Genomic DNA, 22,523 nt, shown 5'->3' with positions numbered 1-22,523 from the left:
AATACGATGAACAGATTTGCTTCCGAACACCTCACCGTTCGCTACGAACGAAAGACTGTCATCGAGCAGCTTTCGGTATCTCTGCCGGTCGAAAAGATCTCGGCAATCGTGGGAGCCAATGGCTCCGGCAAATCGACCGCCCTCAAAGCGTTTTCACGGATCCTTTCTCCGTACGACGGTCGCGTCGTTCTGAATAGTCACTCAATCCACGAGATGCCCTCCAAGGAACTCGCCCGGAAGCTGAGTATTCTTCCTCAGGCCGCACAGGCACCGGACAGCCTGACGGTGGGCGAACTTGTTTCCTATGGTCGCTATCCGCACCGTCGCTGGTTTTCGTCCCTGGGAAGCGACGACCACGACAAAATCGACTGGGCGCTGGAAATCGTCGACTTGTCAGATCTTCGCGATCGTCCCGTCGCATCATTGTCCGGTGGACAGCAACAGCGAGTTTGGATTGCAATGACCCTTGCCCAAGGAGCTGAGATACTGCTGCTGGACGAGCCGACGAGCCATCTGGACACATGCCACCAGCTCGAAGTGATGGAACTTCTCGCCCGGTTGAATCGAGACGAGGGCAAGACGGTCGTGATGGTGCTGCACGACCTGAACCTGGCCGCCAGATATGCCCACCACATGATTGCTCTGAAGGACGGTGACATTGCCGATGAGGGCACACCTGAAGAAGTGATGAATAGCGAAACCTTGAGGACAGTGTTCGGCATCGAAGCCCACATAACGCGTGATCCACGAATCGGCACGCCGATTTGCATTCCCTACATGGACAAGGCTAGCGAGGCCTGCCAGCTCGATTCGTTGTCCGAAATTCCACACGCGTAAGGCGATAGGCGGCCTGGCGGCCATTGACCGACTCGATGCAAGTTGCGAACAAAGCGAGCCACGGTCCAACCCAATTGAGCCGAATCGTCCCGAGAAAGCACATCACTTGATTCAACGCTTCTGCCTATACGGCTTCCTGAAGAACCAGCGATACTTCGAGCCTTTTTGGATCATTGCGTTCCTCGACAAGGGGCTGTCGTTCGCATCAATTGGTCTCTTGATTGGATTCCGAGAGATCAGTATCGCGTTGCTGGAGATTCCGACCGGGGCCATCGCCGATGTCGTCGGACGCCGATGGGCCATGATCTTCTCCCATGTGGCGTACGTTGTCGCATTTCTCGTGTTTGGCTTCTCGTCCTCGATCGTCGCGATCTTTGTCGCCATGCTTGCATTCGCGATAGGAGAAGCCTTTAGAACGGGAACGCACAAGGCCATCATCTTCGCTTGGCTGAAAAGCCAAGGAAGGGAGAGGGAGAAGACGGCGGTCTATGGGATCACCCGCAGTTGGTCGCAAGCTGGATCCGCGGTGTCCGTCATTATTGCGGCCGTGATGGTATTCGTGTCGAGAGAGTATTCGGCGATCTTCTGGATGAGTGCGATTCCGACATCGCTGAATATCGTCAACTTTTTGACCTATCCGAGCTGGCTTGATGGGGTGACGGCCGAGAAGAAGTCTAACGTGGTTCGCCTACTGCTCGAAGGACTTCGGCAGTGTTTCTTCCAAAAGAGCCTTCGCCGACTACTCTTCGAGTCGATGGGATACGAAGGGATGTTTAAAGCGGGCAAGGACTACCTGCAACCGATGCTTCAGCAGTTGGTGCTGGCGGCCCCTCTGCTGATGTTTCTCGATCCGATCCGAAGAACGGCTGTGGCGATTGCCGTGGTCTACACGGCGTTCTATTTGATGGGCAGCTACGCTGCGCGAATGTCAGGCACTGCTTCCGAACGCTTCGGTGGAGAAGAGCGTGCCGCCGGGAATCTATGGGTCGCCTTCGGCATCGCCTTCCTCATCCTATTGGCCGGAAATCTCACCGACACGCTTGCCCTCGTGATGGCCAGCGCCCTGGGACTCGCGGGTCTCCAAAACGTCTGGCGACCCATCCTAATCAGCCGAGTCGCCAAGCAAGCCGAGGAGCACAGCATGGCTACCGTGTTGAGCATCGAGTCGCAGGCCAAATCCCTCGGAGTGGCGGGCTTTGCCCTCCTGCTGGGCGTCTGTGTCGACTGGATGCCCGAAGCCTATCGGTTTGCTCCGGTCGGCTTGATGGGAATCTTGGTGGCTCTCCTCGCCCTTGTGTCTTCTCCCACGGGAACGCGCATGCTCTCGACTCGCTCACCCATCCAGGCGGTCCAACAGCGGGGCGAAAACCGGTCGAAGCCTCTCCATTGATCGTTGAGCGGTCGCTGCCCGGAATTCCAATGACTCAACGCTTTGTCCGATTCTCTTCGGGGCACCTCCAACCAAGATGACCGAGTAGAGCCTACTTGGCCCAGCCACCCCGCAACACTTTCACCCGTTTATCCGTGTGTCGGTCGAGGAGGTCAATCACAAGGGCCGCGACAACCTTGACCTGACGTCGCCATCCAATCCGAAGGTCGTTGGAACACTCTCGACCGAACGCTGACAATAGTGCCAGCCTCACGACAGTACCTCTTCGGCGACATGACCGTGTACGTCGGTGAGGCGGAAGTCGCGGCCGGCGTGCCGGAAGGTGAGCCGCGTATGATCCAGCCCCATGATGTGCAGGATCGTGGCGTGGAAGTCGTGGACGTGGACGCCGTTCTCGACGACGCGGTTGCCGATCTCGTCGGTCTTGCCGTGGACGATGCCTGGTTTGACCCCGCCACCGGCCAGCCAGCAACTAAAGGCGTCGGGATGGTGGGTCCGACTCTTGGTTCCCTTGCCATCCTGTGCCCAGGGCGAACGGCCGAACTCCGTGCAGAAGATCAAGAGCGTCTGGTCGAGTAGGCCTCGCCGCTTGAGATCTTCGACCAGGGCCGCGATGGGCCTGTCGACACGTTTGGCGTACTTCGCATGACTGGCGATGTCGCGGTGCGCGGCGTCCCAATTGTCCCGGCAGGCACCCACCGAGTCGATGATCTCCACGAATCGGACCCCACGTTCGACCAGCCGACGGGCCATGATGCACTGGGCCGCGTAGCTGGTGCGATCACCCGCTTCGGCGCCATACAGCTTGAGGGTCTCTTTGGTTTCGCCACGCAGATCGAGCGCCGCGGGCGCCGCGTCTTGAAGATTTTTCGCCATGTCGAACGATGCCTGACGACCGAGGAGCTGGCCCTCCCGCCCCCGTTGATCGGCGTGATTCCGATTGAGCCGCGCCAGCATCCCAAGCTCCAGTTCCTGAAGCTGGCTTGGCGTCCTCGGCTTCAGGTTGGGAAGAGGTCGACTTCCCGGCACGATCCGGATTCCCCGATGGTGAGCCGGCAAGAAGGTCGTGTCCCAAGGTTGCGCGCCGGTGTAGGGCAAGTGCTCGGAAATCACGACGTGCGAGGGAAGGTTCTCGTTGAAGGTCCCCAAACCGTAGCTGAGCCACGCTCCCAAGCCCGGCATCGCCACCGTGGTGGAACCGGTGTGAAGCTGGAGCGTCGCTTCGCCGTGATCCCGATGATCGCAGTACATCGACCGGATGAGCGCGGCCTCGTGCATGATCCCGCGAATGTTGGGAAACAGGTCGCTCACCTCGGTGCCACAATGAGCGTTGGGGCGGAACTTCCAAAGCGGGGCCTTCAGGAAACGCTCGACGCCCTCCCCCATCGAAACGTCTTTCGCGGGTGGCTTTCCCATCGACGTGTCGTGCTTGTCGATGAGCTGTTGTTTGGGATCGAACGTATCGACGTGCGAATAGCCGCCCGACATGTAAAGCATGATCACGTGCTTCGCCCGAGCCTCGTGATGCGGCGCCTTGGGCGCCAACGGGTTCGGAGTGCCCCCCTGGCGTTCTCCGGCCAGCAACTCTCCTCGGGACATGGCGTTGAGTGCCACGGCTCCCGCGACTCCGGCGCTCCGCGCGAGAAGCTCACGTCGATCGAGTGTCGGTTCCATGGTTGTCGTCTCCTCGGTGTCATTGGTCCGTCGCGGCGTCGCAGCTAGTCGACGAAGAAGAACTCGTTGCTGGTGAGCAGGACCTTGGCGAAACTGACGAACGCCTGCCGCGTCACGTCGTTCGTCTTCGTCCCGAGCGACGCCGAGGTATCGCGATGCGTCGCGAGAAACTCGCGGGCAGCGGCCTGTTCACTCGGCTCGGCGGATCGAGCATAGGCAAGCTCGTAGGCACTCTCGATCCGCTCATCGTCCGTCTCGCCGGACCGAAGGATCCGATCGGCGAATGCCCGCGACTGCTCCTCGATGAACGTCGAGTTCATCAAAAACAGCGCCTGGGTCGCGACGTTGGTGCTACGACGCGATTCGGTGCTCGAATTGCGATCGGGACCGTCGAAGAGATCGAGCACCGGGTGCTTGAACAATCGTTGTGTCATCAGATAGACACTACGGTGGTTCGAGGTGTAGACCTGCTTGAAGGGGCCATTGAGGCTGTAGCGTTTCTTCGTCCAGTGAGGAAAGGGGTGCCGGCCCCCGGGCCGAAGGTCGAGCGTCCCGCTGACGTAGAGCATCGCGTCGCGAATGACCTCCGACTCAAGCCGGCGCCGCGTCGCTTTCCACAAGTAGACGTTGTCGGGATCGATCTCCATATTGGCATCGATGTTGTCGCTGCCCAGTTGGTAGACCCGGCTGAGGACGATGCGGCGATGAAGCTTCTTGAGCGACCAGCCATCCTCGATGAAGGTCTCGGTCAAGTAGTCGAGCAGCTCCGGTTGAGCGGGCGGTCGGCCTTGCACCCCGAAATTGCTGGCCGATTCGACGATGCCTCGGCCAAAGTGGTGCTGCCACACGCGATTGACGAGGACGCGCGCCGTCAGCGGATGCTCGGGCGCGGTGATCCATCGCGCCAACTCCAGTCGACCGGAGCCCTGCCCGATCGCCGACGGGGTTGCGCCGCCCAAGGCCCCGACGAAGCCGCGCGGCACCACGTCGCCAAGCCGTTCCGGATTGCCGCGACGATGCAAACGGGCGTCGCCGGCGTCCCCTTCGGAGACGGCGAACAACATCTCGTACGGGGGATTGGCCGCCAGGCGATCCTTCTCGCGACGGACCCACGGGAGGCCATGAATCAGCAACTCCCGAAAACGGTCGTGCTCGTCCAAGAGGGATGACAACTCCACCTCGATCGGCGTCGTCGGTGTTCCTTCCTCCTTGGCTTTCTCGAGAAGTCGCTTCAGACGCTTGTACTCGTCGATGGTCGGCCGCAACCAAGGTCGGCGATGGTTGTTGATCTGATACTCGTAGCGGGCGATGAGTTCCCAGTACTCATCGGCGCGGCGCTGCGCGTTCGGATCGGCCGAAGCGGGAACCAACTCCGACGGCGACTTCTCGTCGGAGGCGCCCATCCACGGATAGCGGGTGCTGGCGAGGATGCCATAAATTCCGTAGTAGTCGTCCATCGTCATCGGGTCGAATTTGTGATCGTGGCAACGGGCGCAGCGAAGCGTGATCCCCATGATGCCACGCCCGATGGTGTCGATCGTGTCCTCGACCACGAGGTGCATGTCATCCCGCTTGCGGTTGCCGAAGCGTCGTGAAAGGGCCAGGAAGCCGGTCGCGATCGTCATCTCCCGGCGCTCCTTCGGGTCATCCGATTCCCGAGCGAGAATGTCGCCGGCTAGCTGGAGCCGCAGAAAGCGATCGGCGGGCATGTCCGCGTTCAGAGCGTCGATGACCCAGTTACGATAGAGGTAGGCTTGGGGAATGGGAAAGTCGCCGACATCACCTTGCGTATCGGCGTAGCGTGCGACATCGAGCCAGTGCCTTCCCCAACGTTCGCCGTAGCGCGGCGATGCCAGGAGCCGATCGACGACGGCGACCAACCCTTCCGGCGTGGGATCCGCGAGAGCCTCGCGCATCTCCTTCGAGGTCGGAGGCAGGCCGGTCAGGTCGAAGTAGAGTCGACGAATGAGCGTTCGCCTGTCCGCCGTCGGTACCGGCCTAAGCCCTTTCTCTTGAAGCTTCCGCCAGACGAAACGGTCGATGTCGGTCGTCGCCCAACCACCGTCGTCGACGGTCGGAATACGAACGCTTCGACGCGGTCGAAACGACCAAAGGTCGACATGTTCGACCTCTTCCCTCGGCTTACTTCCCTCGACCTTCGAGGTGCTGGCGATCGTGCTCTCCTTAGGCCACACCGCGCCATCGTCGATCCACTTGGCCACCGCCGCGACCTCTTCGCGCGTCAGCGGCTCATCGCCATCGGGAGGCATGCGGAGTTCTTTGTGGGTACCGTTGACGGCGTGCCAAAGGAGACTTTCCGCCGACTTCCCGACCACGAGCGCCGGCCCGAAGTCGCCCCCTTCGATCAGCGCTTCGCGACTAGCGAGGCTCAAGACGCTCTCGGCCTCGTCGCTGCCATCGTGACACGAGAGGCATCGTTCGACCAAGAGCGGGCGGATGTGAATCTCGAAGAAGTCCGAGGATGGCGCCGAATCGGCCATCGCGAACGTCGACAGACCGCTGATCGACGCCAGCACCGCCAGTCCCATCGCCCCCTTGCGAAGCGCCCCAACCATCAGTCACTCCCCAACATGCCCAGCAGAGTTCCCTCGATTGCGGATCATCGTAGAGCAACCGTCCCCTCAATGCAAAACCTAAGTGCAAATAAAATTATTTGCAAACTTTTGCACAACGGTTTGGCGTGCGCCACGTTGAAACTACTCCTCTTGGACGAGGAGTCCGCCACTTGACGTTCAGCAGGCCGAGCGGCATACTTACTTGGAATTTGCCGCCTTCCTGATGCAAATAAGACCAGGCGACCAGCAAATCACCGTGCCGTAATCGCAAAGCCCACTTCCCCTTGGCGGACAACAGCTTGGCAGACCCCGTTACATTGCAGACCGTTGCGGACGCGGCGAATGTCTCCGTCAGCACCGCGAGCCGCGCCCTTCGGGGCGACCCGGTCATCAGCGAGGACAGTGCCGCTCGCGTGCGTGACGCCGCCTCGAGCCTCAACTACCGTCCCCTGCGGCGCCGCAAACCCGCGGAGCAGAAGACGGCGCACTCGCCGCTGGCGGGGAAACGGTTGGCGGTCGTCACGCTCGGCATGGATCGCTCGCTGGTCTCCCTTCCCGTCATCGGCGCATCGATCAACGGCACCGAGGAGGCACTCTCGTCGGCCGGGGCGCAGCTCCAATTGCTCAACGTGCCCGACTTGAGCAACGTTCCCGCGTCCCATCGTGGTCTCGAACTCGACGGCGCTTTTCTCCTAGGCGCCATGCAAGGCCCCGCCGTCGCGCAGTGCGCCAATCCCTGGGTGAGGAAGCTCTTCACGATCCCCCATGTCTGGCTTCTCGGCCGACCGGAAGGTTGCGACGGCGACACCGTCGGCGCCAACGACATGCTGGTCGGCACGCTGGCCGCCGACTACCTGGCGGACCACGGCCATCGCCATGTCGCCTTTCTCAATCCCAAGCCCGACCATGTGCTGATGATGCATCGCGAGAACGGCTTCATCGCGCAAGGACTACGTCGGGGCCTTCGCGTCGAGCGCTACGCCTCGGCGCCGCCCGAAGGCTGGACGATTCCGCTAAAGCCGCCGCAGACGTCGGAGTCGGTTCAGTTGCTCGTCGATCAGTTGCTGGAAGCGAATCCGCGCCCGACAGCCCTCTTCGCGGCGTCGGACTCGGTGGCCGCGGTCGCATACGGCGCGCTGAGCAAGCGAGACATTCGTATTGGCCGGGACATCAGTATGATCTCTGGCAACAACGATGACGCCCTCATCGCGGGACTCCATCCCGCGCTGACGACCTTCGACATTCAGCCCTACGAGATCGGACGGGCGGCCGTCGACCAGATGGCCCGCCTTCTCTCGATGACGGCGACACCTCCCGATAGCGTGATCGGCCTCGAGCCAAAGCTCGTCGAACGTGACTCGGTCAGGACGCTCGCCACCAAGGGCAAGTAGCTCTCGGAGTCGACCGAGCGTCTCGATGTGCATCAGGGATGCTGAGCGACTTCGTTTCCCCGAGCGGTGCTCATCGCCCGCCATAGTCCCACATCGATGCCGTCGCTGACGAAGCGAACCGCTCCATCGCAAAGAGAGGCGTTCACGCCCCCCGCGTGCCTCGATCGCGCGGCGACGGCCTGCTGTTGCACTCTCGCCCAACCGCTGTTGAGTAGTGTCGTGCAGAGCCCGGCGCTTCGTTGCTCGCTCGCCGTCGGCACCGCTCGGGTCATCTCGTCACACGCGGAGGCATTCGGCGTGAGCCACGTCGTGAATGCTTGCCCTCCCATCGACTGCGTGAACTCCCCGTAAAACGAGCCGGCATTGATGCACTCCGAAACCATCAACGTTTTCGAAAGCCCGTCACTCAACTCACTGGGCCGCACGTTGACCCCTTGACGAAAGGGCGCTCCTCGAAAGGAAACACCACTCTTGGTCTGCTGCCCATAGTCGGTGTTGCCGAAGTTGACGACGTAGTTGCCCTTCCAACGAGCCGTCAGCGCATTGCTCCAACTCTGCTGAGTCATGCTGTCGGTGGGGCAGCCGAAGAGGCCGAGCTTGATCCGCCGCGCCCCCTCGTTGACGTTCGAACCCGTATTGATCCAGCAAACGTCCGGGTCGATCATGTCGAAGAGACTCACGCCGTCGACATAGGGTAGGATCGGCTGGTACCAACTCTGGTCATTGACCCAGTTCCCGCCCGCGGGATGCGTCGGGGTGTTCGAGTTGCCACCTCCCTTGATGCGACTTCCGAACGGGAGCAGGCCGTGAGCCTCGCTGTAGTTGATCATGGCCAGGCTGATCTGGCGAAGCTTGTTCGTGCACAACGCTCGTCGCGCCGCTTCCCGCGCCTGCTGCACCGCGGGCAGGAGGAGGGCGACCAACACGCCGATGATGGCGATGACGACGAGAAGCTCCACCAAGGTGAAGCCTTGGCGATGACGATAGACGGGATCGACGGCTGACATTTCCCCTCCCTTCGTTCCCGGATGGTGACCACCGACGTGCAACGAGAGACCTTCCCGCGTGGGCGGACGACACGACGCGACCGGCTCGCTTCCGATCACAGGCCGCCCGTGACCTCTTGCCCCTGTGTGGTACTCAACGATCGCCACACGCGCGAGTCGATTCCATCGCTGAAGAAGCTGACCGACCCGTCGCAAAGGGACGCATTGACGCCACCGGTGTGCTTGGAGCGGGCGGCGAAGACTTGATCCTGCACCCTCGTCCAGTTGGCGGCGAGCATTTGCGTACACAGCCCAGCGCTCCTTTGTTCCGCCGCCGTCGGGATCGATCGGGTCATCTCGTCGCATGCGCTCGCGTTCGGCGTAAGCCAACTCGTGAACATCTGACCGCCCTGGGAACGAGTGAACTCCCCATAGCGTGCTGAGGGCCCGCCGACGTTGATGCATTCGGAGACGAACAAGGTCTTGGAGAAGCCGTCCGAGATCGACGAAGGGCTGACGTTAATCCCTTGCCGGAAGGGAGCCCCCTGAAACGTGACGCCCGTCTTGGTCTTCTGTCCGTAGTCGGTATTGCCGAAATTCACGACGTAGTTCCCCTTCCAACGAGCGAAACGCGAGTCGTCCCAGCTCGCCTGGGTCATCCCGTCCGAGGGGCAGCCGAAGAGGTTGACCTTCGCGCGACGCGCCTCCTCGTTGGTCCCGGTGGCGTGCGTGTTGTTTCCCCAACTAAGTTCCTGGTCGATCATCTCGGCAATCGACGCGGCGTCGACGTAGGGCAGTATCGGCTGATACCAACTCTGATCGTCGACCCAGGAACCACCCGCGGGATGCGACGGCGTGTTGGAGTTCCCGCCCCCTTTGATACGGCTGCCGAAGGGAAACACGCCGTGGGCCTCGCTGTAGTTGATCATTCCCAGACCGATCTGACGTAGCTTGTTGGTGCACATCGCTCGCCGCGCCGCCTCGCGCGCCTGCTGCACGGCGGGCAAGAGCAGCGCGACCAGAACCCCGATGATGGCGATGACGACCAGGAGTTCGACCAGAGTGAAGGCATGACGTCGGCGGCATGCGCGATCGGTACGATGCATGGGACTCCCCTTGAGCTGTTCGTTCACCCTCAATCACAATCCGCTAGTAATCTCTCCGCCCTGCGTGGTGCTCAACGATCGCCACACGCCGAGATCGATGCCGTCTCCGGTGAAGCGAACCGAGCCGTCGCACATCACCGAGTTGACGCCGCCAAGATGCTTGCTGCGCGATCCGTAGAACTGATTCTGAACGGCGGTCCAACCGGAGTTGAGAAGGGTCGTGCACAAGCCGGCCCGTTGCTGTTCGGCGGTCGTTGGAGCGAGTCTCGTGACCTCGTCGCAAGTCGTCGAGTTGGGCGTGATCCACGCGGTGAAGCCCTGCGATCCGGTCGTTCGCGAGAAGTCGCCGTAGAGCCCTCCGGCGTTGATCACCTCACCGGCCAGGAGGGTCTTCGACAGACCATCGGTCACCTCCTTCAACGCCACCGTCGAGCCTTGCCGGAAAGGCGCCCCGAAGAACGCTGTCCCCGCTTTTGCTTGCTGACCGTAGTCGGTGTTGCCGAAGTTGATGGCGTAGTTCCCCGCCCAATAGGCGTACTCCCGGGATGTCCACGCTTGCTGAATCATTTGATCGGAGGGACACCCCATGACGCCGACCCGGGTTCGCCGAGCTTGCTCGTTTCTGTGCGATCCGGACGAATGCCCCGCCCAACTGATGTCGAAGTCGACCAGGTCGTAGAGCTGTTGTTGATCCATGAATGGAAGGATGCCGGAGTACCAGCCCATGTCGTTCACCCAGCCGCTGCCGGAGACCGGGTGCGTCGGATTGCCCGAGTTGGGGCTGGTCAGACTCCCCATGAGGCGGCTGCCGAAGGGAAGCGTCCCATTCGCCTCCGCGTAGTTGAGCATCGCCAAGCCGATCTGGCGAAGGTTGTTCGTACACTGCGCTCGTCGCGCCGCTTCCCGCGCCTGCTGAATCGCCGGCAACAGCAGCGCGACCAAGACTCCAATGATGGCGATGACGACAAGCAGCTCCACGAGCGTGAAGCCAGACGGACGACACTTCGGTCTATTCACGACTCAGTTCCCCTTCCATCCCGTGCAACTTTGCGTACTTTTGCACACTCCTTCACCCAATTCACCCAATCGGCGACGCGATCCACCCCGAACCCCAGACGCGGCGCCGGCCCCGGCACGACGTCACGAAGAGCTCAGCTCAAACGCGATCCGGTTGTCTCCGGGAACGAGTTCCCGGACCAGATCGGACGCCTCGTTGTATCGCGTGGGAACGATCTCGATGATTTCCTCGACTTGCTCGCCGTCAGGATTGACACTGTCGGGAGGGACGTCGATCAGACGGCCCGTCTTCTTGCTACCCCGTATCCTGACCAGGTATTTTCCAGGCAAAGGCCCCTTTCGTTCGGAGATGGCGAAACGCCCCTCGACGATCGCTCCGCCCGCGACGGGACCACTGGTTCCTTGATGAGGAACGAAGGTGATCGCCCCTTGTTCGACGGGTGCCCCGTCCACCGTGACTTCGCCCGAGACCGCGCAACGCGGCGGTCCGGACAGGCCGCCGCAAGCGCCCAGCAGCGAACAGCCAAGGATAACCAGAATGTCTCGCCCAATCCGGCTCATGTCGATCATGTTGGTGCCCCAGTAAGGATGTGATGGTCGCGAGTCTAAAACGGATGCAACGGCTCTGCAAATAATAAATGCAATATTCGTGAAATTTGCACGATACAGTTGCATAGCGAGGCCCCGGTTTGCTAGACATGGGGAAAAGGAATCGTCGTCATGAAAGTCACGCTCCGCGACATCGCCGAGGCTGCCGACGTCTCGATCAGTACGGTCAGTCGCGTCCTCAAGGGCGATCCCGTGATCAGCACCGATCGCGCTTCGCTCATCCGTGGGATCGCCACACGAATGAACTATCGCGGACGTGACGGCGCCAAATCGACCGTTGCGCTGGCTCAACAGACGCTATGTGGCAGGAGCGTGGGTCTGGTCACCCTTGGCATGGACCGTTCCCTCTTGTCCCTGCCAACGGTGGCCCTGGCGCTCAACGGGGCGGAAGCGGCTCTCTCGCAAGCCGGCGCCAACGTCCTCCTGTGCCACGTCCCCGATTTGGAACAACACGCGTCGAGCTTGGAACGCCAGAGCCTCGACGGCGTCGTACTCATGGGAGCCCTTCAAGGGAACCGGATCGCCACCGCTCGTTCGGCCCTCCTCGACCGCTTGCGTCAGACCGCGACGGTGTGGATCGTGGGAAAACCCCAGGACTGCTGGGGAGACGTCGTGATGTCGGACTCGGTGGCGGTCGGCACACGAGCGGCCGAGTATCTCATCGAACGTGGGCACACGCGACTTGGGTTCGTCAACCCGAAGCCCGATCATCTCCAGTTTCGCCAGCGAGAGACTGGCTTTCTCGCCGCCGCGGCGCGGGCTGGCGTCAGGGTCGAGCGTTTCTGCGAGGACCCTCCGGGGGGATGGAGTCTACCGCTTCGCCCACCGACCGACGTCGACGCGGTGGAGCGATTGGTCGACCAGATGCTCCGAAGCCGCGTCCGACCGACGGGGCTGCTCGCCGCCGCCGACAGCGTGGCCACGCTTACCTATCGGGCACTTGCCGCCCGCGACCTCGTCGTGGGACGCGACATCAGCGTAATCTCCGCGAACAACGACACCGCCTGGATCGCGGGTCTGCATCCGCGACTGACCACCTTCGACGTGCATGCCGAGCGGATCGGCCGCTTGGCGGTCCACCAACTCGCCTTCCGGATGAGCGATCCAGGGGCTCCGGGTGAGGTACAGCTCTTGGTCGAACCAACGCTCGTCGAAGGCAATTCGGTCGCGAGACGAACGTAGCCGCGGGATTTGACAATGCCGTTTCCAGCTCCATTCGGCTCGGTCCGGGAACAGGCGAACAAATGAGAAAGGATCTGCTCGAGATGAACCAAGTTCTCCTTCCGATCGGCGACGGGACCGAGATGATGGACACGCTCTATCCGTGTCTACGTCTTCCCGAAGACGACTTTCGCGTAGTCGTCACCGCTCCCGAGGCGAGACGCTACCACGGCGTCATGCACGAGATTCCTCCATCGACGGCGATTCCTTGGGACATCACCCGAGAGCAACCCTCCTACCACATCGCGGCGACCGTCGCCCTCCAGGACGTCGACCCCCGGGAATACATTGGCCTCTTCCTCTCCGGAGGACGTGCCCCCGAGTACCTCCGCTACGACGAAGACCTCCTACGGATCACCCGGCACTTCGTCGACGCCGGCAAACCGGTCGGCGTGACCTGCCACGGCATCGAAATTCTCGCCGCCGCCGGCTGCCTCGAAGGTCGAAAGGCCACCACCGTCGCGAAGTGCCGCCTCGATGTCACCCAGTTCGGAGGCGTCTACGTCGATCAGCCGGTGGTCGTCGACGGCAACCTCGTCTCGTCAAGAACCTGGCACGACTACTCGGAGCAGTTCCCTCCCTTCGTCGAGCTGCTCCGACGAGCCACCACCAACGGCAACGGTGCGGTCCGGGACTCCGAGTTCGAGGAGGCGGCGGAATGAGACGACGAGATTTTCTCGCCTCCTCGGCGGTTGGCGCGGCGCTGCTCGCCCGCGACCTGAACGGAGGGGCCCCCGAACGCGAGGCGCCCGAAGCGACCCTGAGCTTCAGCACCTACGGCACGAAGAGCCTCCCGACGAAGGAAGTGATCCCCGCGCTGGCCAAGATCGGCTACGACGGCGTCGAATTGGCCGTGCGTGAAGGCTGGGATACGGACAGCGCGCGACTCACGCCGGCGGAACGTCGGCAGCTTCGCGACCTGCTCGCCAACGTCAACCTGACGCCGACCGCCCTCATGGAACACGTCTTTCCGGGCAAGAGCGAGTCGAGCCACCAGAACTCGATGGAACGATTGCGACTGGCGGCCGGGTTGGGGCAGGCCTTGGCACCGTCACGGCCACCAGTCATTCAAACGGTGCTCGGCGGTGGACGCTGGAACGACGTTCGCGGTCTCTTTGTCGATCGGCTGGGCGCCTGGGCGGACCTCGCTCGCTCCCTCGGGGTCGTCATCGCGATCAAGCCCCACCGCGGCGGAGCCATGTCACGTCCCGCCGACGCGATCTGGCTGATCGAACAGCTTGGAAATCCCTCCTCGCTGCGGATGTGCTACGACTACAGCCACTATGCGTTTCGCGACATGCCCCTGCTCGAAACCGTTCGCGAAGCGGCTCCCTACACCGCGCACATCGCGGTCAAAGACGCCGCGAAAGAGGGGAATCGCGTCGCCTTTTTCCTCCCTGGGGAGAAGGGCACGATCGACTACGTGGCGCTTCTGCGCGGCTTTCGCGACGCGGGCTATCGCGGCGATGTCTGCTCCGAGGTCAGCGGGATGGTCTCGTCGAAGCCCGGCTATGACCCGCTCGCGGCGGCGCGGAAGAGTTACACAAGTTTGGCTCTCGCATTCAAGGAGTCGGGGATTCCACGTCGTTCGGCCGCGAGGGGTACGTGACCTATTTGGCGACTCCTGATGGGTAGAGGATTCCCTCTTCTCGCGGGCGTCTCTCGTATGCCCACGCAAGCGTGACGACGATGGCCTGCCCACGCAAGCGTGACGACGATGCCCTGCCCACGCAAGCGTGACGACGATGGCCTGCCCACGCAAGCGTTTCACCCAAGAGTTGTTTTGGTGATGAGTTGACCAGTCAGGCGCCCGGCAATGGGAACGCGATGGAAGACGGACATGCGATGAAGGACACATCACGACGCGGTCTCGCGATTGCTCTCACACTCGCCTTTCTCTTCGCCATGGTGATGGGAACGGGACCTGGCGTCCTGCTCGTCAATCACCCGAGAAGCTTTCTCGGCCTGCCGCTGCTCTACACCTGGGCCATCTTCTGGTACGTCGTTCAAGTGATGATCGCTCTCGTCGCCTACTTTTGGCTCTGGCGCGATGCGGGAGTGACCAACTCGGCAGCCAACGGGTCCGGAACAGAGGAAGACGAATGATGCCGCTTTGGACCACGGTTGCCGACGTCCCCTCCACCATCATTCCCCTCGTCGTCGTGTCGGCCTACTTGCTGCTGCTCCTGTTCCTGGGCTGGTACGGCTACCACAAAAGTTCGGCGGGCGAGGAGGACTACTATCTCGCCGGTCGCGGCCAGGGTTGGCTCGTCTCCTCCCTCACCATCATGGCGACCTTTCTCAGCTCCTTCGCTCTGCTCGGGGCGCCGGGTATGGTCTATCGCGAGGGTGTCGTCTTCGCGCTGGTGAGCCTCAACGTGCCGGTGGCCGGCTTTTGCATCTACCTTTTGGGAGCGCCGATCTGGCGACTCGGCCATCAGAAGGGATATGTGACCCCCGCCGACATGCTTTGCGATTACTACGGCAGCCAAGTGGCTCTCCGCATCCTCGTCACGCTCGTCGGCGTCTTTTTCTCCATCCCCTACGTCATGATGCAACTCAAGGCCGGCGGCGAATTGATCTCCCCCCTCTTCCCGAATCTCGACCACGGCTACGAGATTGGCGCGACGATCCTCGCGGCGATCACCGCCCTCTACATCATGCTCGGGGGCATGAGGAGCGTCGCTTGGACCGACGCGCTGCAGTGCGTTCTCCTGACGATCGGGATGATGATCGCGGGCGTCGCGATGGTCACGACCTTTGGTGGCATGTCTGACTACAGTCAAGCCGTCGCGGAGCTTCCCGATCGTTCGCTCACCGTGCCGGGCAATACCGGCTACTGGAGCGTGCCGATGCTCTTGAGCGTCTGTCTGCTGATGCCGATTGGTGGCATCATCCAGCCGGCCCAGTGGATGCGGTTCTACGCGGCGCGAAACCCGAAGGCCTTACAGCGCAGCGCTCTGATCTTCATCATCCTCCTGACGGGTTGTTTTCTCTTCGGCATCATGCTGCTCGGCCTGGGAGCTGGCGTTCTCTACCCGTTGCAGCAAGGCCCCGAGGGCATGATTCGGCCTCACGAAGCGGTCGGCCAGTACGATCAAGTGCTGGTGGTCGTCCTGAAGGACCAGCTACCCAAGCTGATGGGAATGACCGCCGGCGCGGCGCTGTCGACGGTCCTGATTGTCGCCATCATGGCGGCGGCGATGAGCACGGCCGACAGCAACCTGCACGCCCTGAGCGCCCTGGTCACCCGCGATGTCTACGACCGTTTCGTACGTCCGACGGCGACCGATGTCGAGCGAGTCTGGGTTGGCCGCGTCGTGATCGTGGCGGCAACAACCTTCGCGTTGGCGGTCGTGGTTCTCGGCAGGCGCCCGTCGAGTTCCCTGGCGCCCTTCCTCGAGATGATCGTTGGACTGGCGCTCTTCGCGGTGGCGTTCTCCGTTCAGCTCTTGCCCATGACGGTCGACGTCCTCTTCGTCCGACGGGGTACGAAAGCGGGGGCGATTGCGGGATTGATGATCGGACTCGTCGTCGCATTCTGTTATTCGTCACTCTTTTCCGCGACGAGCGGGGCGCTCGCCGAAAGTTGGGGCGGCTCTCTCGCGACGAGCGTTTCGGAGTTCGTGCAGTGGTCGAAGAACCGCCTCACGATCCATGCGATGGCGTGGGGGCTGCTTGCCAACAGTACGGTCTTTGTCCTTGTCAGCCTCGTCACGCCGGCCGTTTCGGATGCGAAGCGTCTCGAGTTCGCCAACCTTGTCCGATCTCGCAGAAGTGACTCGGTCTGCTAACAGTCCGTTGATTTAAGCGGGCCAAGGGGAGAATGAGCAATATTGGCCAAGACCAAGGAAAACAACCGCAGGCGAATCCGTAGATTCGACGAGGTTTTTCGACGCCGAGATTGGTCAAAAGGGCCGTTCGTAGCCGGCAGCGAATAGATCAACGGTCTACTAGGCACCAGCGACTCGGTGCTTGGGATCGACGAAGACCCAACAGAGGGCGCCGGCCAGATAGATCCCGGCAAAGAGAAGGAGGATCAGCCCCCACTGGGACGTGCGGTCGAAGATCGCTCCGACCAGTATCGGGGTCGCCGCCGCCGCGAAGTTGCCGCACATGTTCATCAACCCAAAGATCTGGGGAACGCGCGAACCGCCGATGTCGATCGAGGTCGCAAAAGCGCAGGGACCGGCGATCGCGGCGAGGAACGCTCCAAGCGTGAGCAACGCGATGGCGATGGTGACGGTCTCGACAAACCAGGCCCCGAAGACCAAGACTCCACAGCCACCAAGAAAGAACGCCCCGGCGCCGCTACGGCTGAGCCGCAAGTTTCCGGTTCGCACCCAGATCCAGTCAATCAATAGGCCGCCGAACAAACTGCCGACGAGGGTTCCTCCAAGGACGAGCCCCTGCATGAACCCCGATTCGGACACCGACACGCCGCGGGTCTTCTGCAAGAACGTGGGAAACCAACTCGCGAAGAACATGTAGCCGGCGCTGCGAAAGATCTGCTGCCCACAGAGTAGCCAAATCATCGGGTTGCGCACAAAGCCGAGCCACGTCGCCAGTTCGCTCTCGTCTTCGGCTGGGCCAGACTCCACGATCGGTCGTTCCGAGCGAATCATGGCGAGCTCCGCGGCACTGATCTCCGGTGACTGTTGGGGGTCGTCGCGGAAACGGATGAAGAACCAAGGTGCCCAAACCAATCCGGGCAGCGCGAAGAGAACGAAGGTCCAACGCCAATCGAACAAGCCGATCAACGGGCCAGCGAGGAGGCTGGCGAGGATGGCCCCGATCTGCATCCCCGCCACGAGAACGCCGCACGCGAGCGAGCGTTCGGAGAACGACATCCAGTGCCCGATCGAGTTGCACGACGCGGGAAAAGCTCCGGCTTGGGCCAGTCCCATCAGGAGTTGGGCGGCGACCAGGAGCCAGAACCACGAGGCAGCCCCCAGAAAGAGCGTCGCCACCGACCACGCCAGCGCGAAGAGCGTCAGTGACAGCCTGGTGCCATAGCGCTGCGCGTACCAACCGCCGGGCACTTGAAAGAGAGCGTACGTCCAGAAGAACGCCCCCATGAACCAACCCGACTGCTCGAGCGACAGGCCGAGGTCCTCGCGGATCGTGCTCTCGGCGACGCCGACGCCGTTGCGACAGACGTAGGCGAGCCCCGCGGCGAGCGTGAGCCAGCCGAGCACGCGATAGCGAATGTGAGTGGGAGTCGCGTTCATTCAGAGCGCCGCCTGCAGTCGGTCAAAGAGTCGGTCGACCTCCGCCGCCGTTTCGTCATCGATTTCCCAGCCGGCTGGTCCCACGAGGCGCCGATGGGGAAAAATCCCTCGTTTGTGAAGCAGATACTTCTCGATCGTGACGAAGCCGTCGAGTCCCGCTTGAAGTTGAAGCGCCACGATGGCACTGAGCGGTAGCGATAGCCGATAGATCCGTTCCTCGTCGCCCGACTCGAGGGCCCTCCAGAGCGCGACCACCGCATCGAGCAGGTCGGTTCCCGGCATTGTGCCGACGATTCCGCGGCGGTGGCAGTCGACGAGATTGATCCCGCCCGAGCCTTCGAAGATCCGGGCGGAGCCGTCGGTCGCATCGCGAAGCCGGGACAGATTGGGTCCCAACGGGCTCGCTTCCGGCTTGAATTGGATCCTTTTCGGTCCAAATTCGTCCAAAAGCGACACATAAACGCCCAAATCGATCGCCATTCCGACGTAACTCGAGGCATCTTGAACCAAAAGGGGAACCGAAACGCTCCGCGCGATCGCCGCGAAGTAGTCGCGCACCGCCGTTCCACCAAGTCGGGTCGTCACCGGCGGAATCGCCATGACGGCATCGACTCCGAGGGCCTCGGCGTGTCGAGCCAACTCGATCGACTCCCTGGTCGACTCGGCGCCCACACTGACGACGACAAACCCACGTCCCCCGACGGATCGGCAGACATGCTCGGCGAGTTCCCGTCGACGCTGATACCCGAGCCGCGTGATCTCGCTGACCATCGCGATGACGACGCCGTCGGCCCCGACCTCGAAGGCCCAATCGACCTCCCGCTGGAGCGTCGGCACGTCGATCGATTCCTCCTCGGTCAGGGGAGTGTGCAGGACCGGAAGGACACCGTGAAGGTGTTGGTTAGTCGCTGATGACATGGTGGATCGCTTGGGACATGGCTTCAATGGTCAACTCGAGACATCCACGTTCGAAGGGCGTTTGCCAAACCGCGTAGTGGTCGTGGTCATAGAGGGTCGCGGGAGGGAGGTAGCCGATCGAACCGTTGATGAGGTTCATGACGACGACCACCCGATCGGGGAACCGCTCGCGGAGTTCCTGTTGCAGCACCGAGAACGGCTCGCAACAACAGCCCACCAGCACCGCGTCGCCGAATCGCCAGACGTGGATCGGCAGGCCATAGGTCATCCCTTCGCCAAGCCCGCGCCGGATGTCGCGCTTGCGCCGCAGTCGCTCTTCACCCGCGCGGTCCGAGCAACGTAGACGTTGCCGCTCCAACTCGTCAGCCGACGGCCAGTCCTTCAATGGAAGGTCGACCGGCTCGACGCGGTAGCGAAGATCCTTCGATCCCTCACGGCGTGTCTCTTTCCAGATCGCTAGCGGCGCCCCAGATTCGACAGTCCCGGCGTAGCCGAGTTTGGTCCCTGGCGAAAGCATGCCCTCCAAAATCGAGAGGGCGGCGTAGCCGAGCTGTCGTCCATGCCCATCCGCGATCGACGGATCGCCGACATACTGCCGGCGCGGAGCCAAATCGCCGCACGCTCCCAAGAGGAAAATCGCGGGAGCCCCGGTCGCTTGCTCGATCGTCTCCCGCATGGCGCCGATGTAGTCCGGCGAGATCGCGGTGTTCTCCCACGCCAACGTGGTCGGATGACAGGCATAGTTGACCAATGATCCGCGATGCTCTCCGCTCGAATCGCTAATTCGGCCGAGGAGTAGCGTATCGTCGGCGGGGCGGTCTGGGTCAACGCCGACGAGATAGCGATCGGACTCGGGGTTCGGATCGCATAGATCGCGGTTGCTCGCGAGCGAGCAGCGTCCAACGTGCCACTCGAGGAGAGCTTCGCACTCGGCCTTCCGCGCTTGCTCGATTACATCGGTGCAGCGCGAAGCGAGGCCATCAAGCCAGTCCCGATGCAGTTCGCCGCCGGGAAGCTCCGGGTCGACCGCGGCCAAGGGGGCCGCGGCGTGCGTGTGCGTGAGAGCGATGATCAGGTCGGCCGGCTCAAAGGAGAGCTGGTCGAGCACGCTTGAGCGGAATCGCCGGAAGAGATCGAGATTCTTCCACCAGCCGAGGTCGGCGTCGACGAGCACTATCGGAGGCTTGCCGGAACCGTCGGCGAGCGTAAGGGCCGTCAGGCTCAGCGGTCGATGCACGCGGTCGGCGACATCTTGTGTCGCGGCGCCCCAGTTTCGGTGGTAGACCCCAACCGGCGGCGTGATATCGACGCGTGCGATGCCGATGAGACCTCCGAAGGAGGCATGCCGGAATGTCGAAGGAGTCGAAGCCGTCATCGCTCACCAATCTCCGACACTGCCGTCATGGTAAAAGACTCGCTGCGGAAGCTCTTGCTCGAAGGGATGCCGCTCGACTTCATCCTCGTCGATCGAGACTCCCAAACCGGGACGGTCGCCACGACGAACGGTACGCGTCTGCGGATCGACGGCGAAGGATTCCTGCACGACATCGCGGCGCCAAGGAACGTCCTCGTGGACCGACTCGCAGATCATGTAGCTGGGCTGGGCGAAACCAAACTCGAGCGAGGCCGCGGTGCTGATCGGCCCTTGCGGGTTGTGGGGCGCCAACGCGATGCGATGCGCCTCGGCCAACGCGGCCACCCGCCGCGCCTCGCTGAAGCCGCCGCAGTGCGTCAGATCGAGTTGACAGATCTCGCAGGCGCGGGCGGCGAATAGATCCCGAAACGCGGCCGAATGCGTCAGCCGCTCCCCCGTCGCGATCGGCGTAGCGACAGCGGCGTTGATCGCGGCCAAGGAGTCGACGCACTCGGGCCAGCACGGCTCTTCCAGAAAGTACAACCCATAGGGATCGAGCGCCCGGGCAAACTGCATCCCCATCGTTGGCGAGGGGCGGGCGTGGCAGTCGACCATGATGTCGATCTCGTCGCCCACCGCTTCGCGCATCGCCGCGACACACGCATCCGCCGCCTTGATCGGCTTGAGCCCTTCCACCGGCATGGTCGGCGGCACCGCCATCGACTTGAAAGCGGAAAAGCCTCCCTCCACCGCCATTTGAGCCAACTCCGCGAACTGGGCCGCGTGGTCGACGGGAGTTTCGTAAAAGCGTTCGAGACGTCCGCCGCCGAGATGGCAGTAGGTCCGTATCGTGTCGCGAACCGGCCCCCCCCAAAGCTTGTGGCAGGGAACACCGTGAACTTTTCCAACGATGTCCCACAGGGCGAGGTCGATGCCGGCGATGGCGGTCGAACGTACGATCCCCGAGCCATGCCAGAAGTGCTGGCGCCACATCATCTGCCAGAGATGCTCGACGCTCGTGGGATCCTCGCCGACAATGAGCTCCGATAGGTCCTCCACCGCACCGACCACGGCGCGCGTGTGCCACTCGAGCGTCGCCTCTCCCCAACCGAACAGCCCCGGCTGATCGGTGATAACCTTGACGAAGACCCAGTTTCGCATGCGGGCGTTGCAGACGAGCGTTTCGATTCGTTCGATCTTCATAGGGTCCATCGATTCGGGTAGAAGGAAATGATACCGGGCCGGCTTGTTCTCACCACTCGTCCCTCGAAACGATCGTGTCGAGGATCGGGTGGTTGCAGCGAATGTGATGCGACAGCGCCGCGGAAGCGGCGTGGCGATCGTGCGACAGCATCGCGTCACAAATCGCATGGTGCTGCCGAATCGTTCCTTCCGCGGCCCGCAGATCGTGGTCTTCCCACTGAAACAGAAGTTGGTAATAGCGGCCGTGACGCTTGAAAAAGTCGCCGATGTAGGGATTGCCCGACTTTTCGATCAGATATTGGTGCAATGACTCGTCGACCCGCGGCTTCTTTCGGGATCTTCCGGAGAGGACGTTCGCGTCGCGAAAGGCTTGAACGCGCTCGGGTTCGACGTGGTCGAACGCCAGGTCAAGAGCCTTGAGCTCGAGCACCTCGCGGACTTCCAAGAAGGACTCGAGATCCTCCTTGCGAAAGGGCCGCAGGCGCCACCCGCGTCGAGGAATGTGATCGAGAATGCCCTCGCCGGCGAGCCGGTGCATGAAGTTGCGGCAGACCGAGCGACTGATGTCGTACTTCTTCGCCGTCGCTTCCTCTCGCAGGTAGACCGCCTCCCCCTTGAGGCTGAGACGCACCAGATCGTTCGCGATTTCGACGAAACGATCTTGCGACAGTTCGGGGGGAAACTCCGGGGGCGGGAAGTCGTCTTGCTCGTCGCTCGCCAAGCTCTTGACGGCGATTCCCCCGCCGGATGCGTTGGCCAAGCGAGCGGGCGAAAGTCGGCGATTGCTTCCCTTTTCGATCAACCCCTCGTCGATCAACTCCGCGATCGCGGTGCGTACGGGCTTGGCGCTAACCTGGTAGTGCTCGGCGAGCCCTTCCAGCGTCAACGGGGCCGGCAACTCCTGACCGGCCATCAGCCGACTCGCGAGATCTTCCTTGATGAAGGTCGTGATATTCATGCCCGAAAGATATTTGACTTAGACGACGAAGTCAATTACATTTTGACTTTGT

General features: G+C 62.2%; 19 protein-coding genes. 8 read left to right on the top strand and 11 right to left on the bottom strand.

Annotation, left to right across the window (positions count from 1 at the left end; all coding sequences use genetic code 11):
• The first annotated feature begins 6 nt into the window (after window positions 1–6).
• Together Pan216_RS05275 and Pan216_RS05270 are read left to right on the top strand one after the other, a co-directional pair.
• Window positions 7–837: an ABC transporter ATP-binding protein gene (locus tag Pan216_RS05275; RefSeq protein ID WP_145255826.1), complete on the top strand. Its 831-nt coding sequence runs from the start codon at window positions 7–9 to the stop codon at window positions 835–837.
• The gene (locus Pan216_RS05270) at window positions 740–2,227 is read left to right on the top strand and encodes an MFS transporter (RefSeq protein WP_145255823.1); all 1,488 of its coding nucleotides are present in this window, start codon (window positions 740–742) and stop codon (window positions 2,225–2,227) included. The genes Pan216_RS05275 and Pan216_RS05270 overlap by 98 nt, the downstream gene beginning before the upstream one ends.
• A gap of 249 nt (window positions 2,228–2,476) precedes the next feature.
• Here the strand turns inward: Pan216_RS05270 and Pan216_RS05265 are convergent, their stop codons facing one another.
• Window positions 2,477–3,901: a DUF1501 domain-containing protein gene (locus Pan216_RS05265; RefSeq protein ID WP_419193280.1), complete on the bottom strand. Its 1,425-nt coding sequence runs from the start codon at window positions 3,899–3,901 to the stop codon at window positions 2,477–2,479.
• 44 nt (window positions 3,902–3,945) lie between these two features.
• Complete coding sequence (locus Pan216_RS05260) at window positions 3,946–6,477, bottom strand: DUF1553 domain-containing protein (protein WP_145255820.1); 2,532 nt, start codon at window positions 6,475–6,477, stop codon at window positions 3,946–3,948.
• A gap of 299 nt (window positions 6,478–6,776) precedes the next feature.
• Here Pan216_RS05260 and Pan216_RS05255 point away from each other — a divergent pair, with 299 nt between their 5' ends.
• Window positions 6,777–7,868, top strand: a complete 1,092-nt coding sequence (locus tag Pan216_RS05255) for a LacI family DNA-binding transcriptional regulator (protein WP_419193279.1) — start codon at window positions 6,777–6,779, stop codon at window positions 7,866–7,868.
• 32 nt (window positions 7,869–7,900) lie between these two features.
• Here the strand turns inward: Pan216_RS05255 and Pan216_RS05250 are convergent, their stop codons facing one another.
• The 4 genes from Pan216_RS05250 to Pan216_RS05235 all read right to left on the bottom strand — a co-directional run bounded on the left by Pan216_RS05250 (window position 7,901) and on the right by Pan216_RS05235 (window position 11,547).
• Entirely contained in the window at window positions 7,901–8,875 is a 975-nt protein-coding gene (locus Pan216_RS05250) for a DUF1559 domain-containing protein (RefSeq protein WP_145263641.1), read from the bottom strand.
• Window positions 8,876–8,970: 95 nt separating this feature from the next.
• Window positions 8,971–9,960 (bottom strand): DUF1559 domain-containing protein, encoded by a 990-nt coding sequence (locus tag Pan216_RS05245; protein ID WP_145255813.1) that lies wholly within the window; start codon window positions 9,958–9,960, stop codon window positions 8,971–8,973.
• A 33-nt stretch (window positions 9,961–9,993) separates the two neighbouring features.
• Complete coding sequence (locus tag Pan216_RS05240; protein ID WP_145263638.1) at window positions 9,994–10,977, bottom strand: DUF1559 domain-containing protein; 984 nt, start codon at window positions 10,975–10,977, stop codon at window positions 9,994–9,996.
• Between the two features lie 123 nt (window positions 10,978–11,100).
• Window positions 11,101–11,547: a hypothetical protein gene (locus Pan216_RS05235; RefSeq protein WP_145255810.1), complete on the bottom strand. Its 447-nt coding sequence runs from the start codon at window positions 11,545–11,547 to the stop codon at window positions 11,101–11,103.
• 150 nt (window positions 11,548–11,697) lie between these two features.
• Between Pan216_RS05235 and Pan216_RS05230 the strand changes: the two genes are divergently transcribed.
• From Pan216_RS05230 to Pan216_RS05210, 5 genes are all read left to right on the top strand, one after another.
• A complete protein-coding gene (locus Pan216_RS05230; RefSeq protein WP_145255807.1) occupies window positions 11,698–12,768 on the top strand; it encodes a LacI family DNA-binding transcriptional regulator in 1,071 nt (356 codons plus the stop codon).
• 83 nt (window positions 12,769–12,851) lie between these two features.
• Window positions 12,852–13,469, top strand: coding sequence for a DJ-1/PfpI family protein (locus Pan216_RS05225; protein WP_145255804.1), 618 nt, complete (start codon window positions 12,852–12,854; stop codon window positions 13,467–13,469).
• On the top strand, window positions 13,466–14,416 hold the full coding sequence (locus tag Pan216_RS05220) for a sugar phosphate isomerase/epimerase family protein (protein ID WP_145255801.1): 951 nt from the start codon (window positions 13,466–13,468) through the stop codon (window positions 14,414–14,416). Before Pan216_RS05225 ends, Pan216_RS05220 begins: the two co-directional genes overlap by 4 nt.
• Before the next feature lie 236 nt (window positions 14,417–14,652).
• Complete coding sequence (locus tag Pan216_RS05215; RefSeq protein ID WP_145255798.1) at window positions 14,653–14,913, top strand: hypothetical protein; 261 nt, start codon at window positions 14,653–14,655, stop codon at window positions 14,911–14,913.
• The gene (locus tag Pan216_RS05210) at window positions 14,910–16,601 is read left to right on the top strand and encodes a sodium:solute symporter family protein (protein WP_145255795.1); all 1,692 of its coding nucleotides are present in this window, start codon (window positions 14,910–14,912) and stop codon (window positions 16,599–16,601) included. The genes Pan216_RS05215 and Pan216_RS05210 overlap by 4 nt, the downstream gene beginning before the upstream one ends.
• Window positions 16,602–16,760: 159 nt before the next feature.
• Here the strand turns inward: Pan216_RS05210 and Pan216_RS05205 are convergent, their stop codons facing one another.
• The 5 genes from Pan216_RS05205 to Pan216_RS05185 are packed head-to-tail and all read right to left on the bottom strand — an operon-like array spanning window position 16,761 to window position 22,471.
• Window positions 16,761–18,038: an MFS transporter gene (locus Pan216_RS05205; protein WP_145255793.1), complete on the bottom strand. Its 1,278-nt coding sequence runs from the start codon at window positions 18,036–18,038 to the stop codon at window positions 16,761–16,763.
• The gene (locus Pan216_RS05200) at window positions 18,039–18,956 is read right to left on the bottom strand and encodes a dihydrodipicolinate synthase family protein (RefSeq protein WP_145255790.1); all 918 of its coding nucleotides are present in this window, start codon (window positions 18,954–18,956) and stop codon (window positions 18,039–18,041) included. It abuts the gene before it with no gap.
• Window positions 18,940–20,331: an alkaline ceramidase gene (locus tag Pan216_RS05195; protein WP_145255787.1), complete on the bottom strand. Its 1,392-nt coding sequence runs from the start codon at window positions 20,329–20,331 to the stop codon at window positions 18,940–18,942. The genes Pan216_RS05200 and Pan216_RS05195 overlap by 17 nt, the downstream gene beginning before the upstream one ends.
• A 3-nt stretch (window positions 20,332–20,334) precedes the next feature.
• Window positions 20,335–21,513, bottom strand: coding sequence for a galactonate dehydratase (gene dgoD / locus Pan216_RS05190; protein WP_145255784.1), 1,179 nt, complete (start codon window positions 21,511–21,513; stop codon window positions 20,335–20,337).
• Between the two features lie 49 nt (window positions 21,514–21,562).
• The gene (locus Pan216_RS05185) at window positions 21,563–22,471 is read right to left on the bottom strand and encodes a GntR family transcriptional regulator (RefSeq protein WP_145255781.1); all 909 of its coding nucleotides are present in this window, start codon (window positions 22,469–22,471) and stop codon (window positions 21,563–21,565) included.
• Window positions 22,472–22,523 lie beyond the last annotated feature (52 nt).

Origin of the sequence: Kolteria novifilia (genome assembly GCA_007748055.1) — a bacterium.
GTDB lineage: Bacteria > Planctomycetota > Planctomycetia > Kolteriales > Kolteriaceae > Kolteria > Kolteria novifilia.
This window is presented reverse-complemented; position numbering and strand designations above follow the sequence as displayed.

Excerpts from the sequence above, each read along its gene's own strand:
- Pan216_RS05275 (WP_145255826.1), top strand. The coding sequence starts at position 7 with ATGAACAGATTTGCTTCCGAACACCTCACCGTTCGCTACGAACGAAAG.
- Pan216_RS05265 (WP_419193280.1), bottom strand. The coding sequence starts at position 3,901 with ATGGAACCGACACTCGATCGACGTGAGCTTCTCGCGCGGAGCGCCGGA.
- Pan216_RS05260 (WP_145255820.1), bottom strand. The coding sequence starts at position 6,477 with ATGGTTGGGGCGCTTCGCAAGGGGGCGATGGGACTGGCGGTGCTGGCG.
- Pan216_RS05250 (WP_145263641.1), bottom strand. The coding sequence starts at position 8,875 with ATGTCAGCCGTCGATCCCGTCTATCGTCATCGCCAAGGCTTCACCTTG.
- Pan216_RS05245 (WP_145255813.1), bottom strand. The coding sequence starts at position 9,960 with ATGCATCGTACCGATCGCGCATGCCGCCGACGTCATGCCTTCACTCTG.
- Pan216_RS05235 (WP_145255810.1), bottom strand. The coding sequence starts at position 11,547 with ATGATCGACATGAGCCGGATTGGGCGAGACATTCTGGTTATCCTTGGC.
- Pan216_RS05230 (WP_145255807.1), top strand. The coding sequence starts at position 11,698 with ATGAAAGTCACGCTCCGCGACATCGCCGAGGCTGCCGACGTCTCGATC.
- Pan216_RS05225 (WP_145255804.1), top strand. The coding sequence starts at position 12,852 with ATGAACCAAGTTCTCCTTCCGATCGGCGACGGGACCGAGATGATGGAC.
- Pan216_RS05220 (WP_145255801.1), top strand. The coding sequence starts at position 13,466 with ATGAGACGACGAGATTTTCTCGCCTCCTCGGCGGTTGGCGCGGCGCTG.
- Pan216_RS05215 (WP_145255798.1), top strand. The coding sequence starts at position 14,653 with ATGAAGGACACATCACGACGCGGTCTCGCGATTGCTCTCACACTCGCC.
- Pan216_RS05210 (WP_145255795.1), top strand. The coding sequence starts at position 14,910 with ATGATGCCGCTTTGGACCACGGTTGCCGACGTCCCCTCCACCATCATT.
- Pan216_RS05205 (WP_145255793.1), bottom strand. The coding sequence starts at position 18,038 with ATGAACGCGACTCCCACTCACATTCGCTATCGCGTGCTCGGCTGGCTC.
- Pan216_RS05200 (WP_145255790.1), bottom strand. The coding sequence starts at position 18,956 with ATGTCATCAGCGACTAACCAACACCTTCACGGTGTCCTTCCGGTCCTG.
- Pan216_RS05195 (WP_145255787.1), bottom strand. The coding sequence starts at position 20,331 with ATGACGGCTTCGACTCCTTCGACATTCCGGCATGCCTCCTTCGGAGGT.
- dgoD (WP_145255784.1), bottom strand. The coding sequence starts at position 21,513 with ATGAAGATCGAACGAATCGAAACGCTCGTCTGCAACGCCCGCATGCGA.
- Pan216_RS05185 (WP_145255781.1), bottom strand. The coding sequence starts at position 22,471 with ATGAATATCACGACCTTCATCAAGGAAGATCTCGCGAGTCGGCTGATG.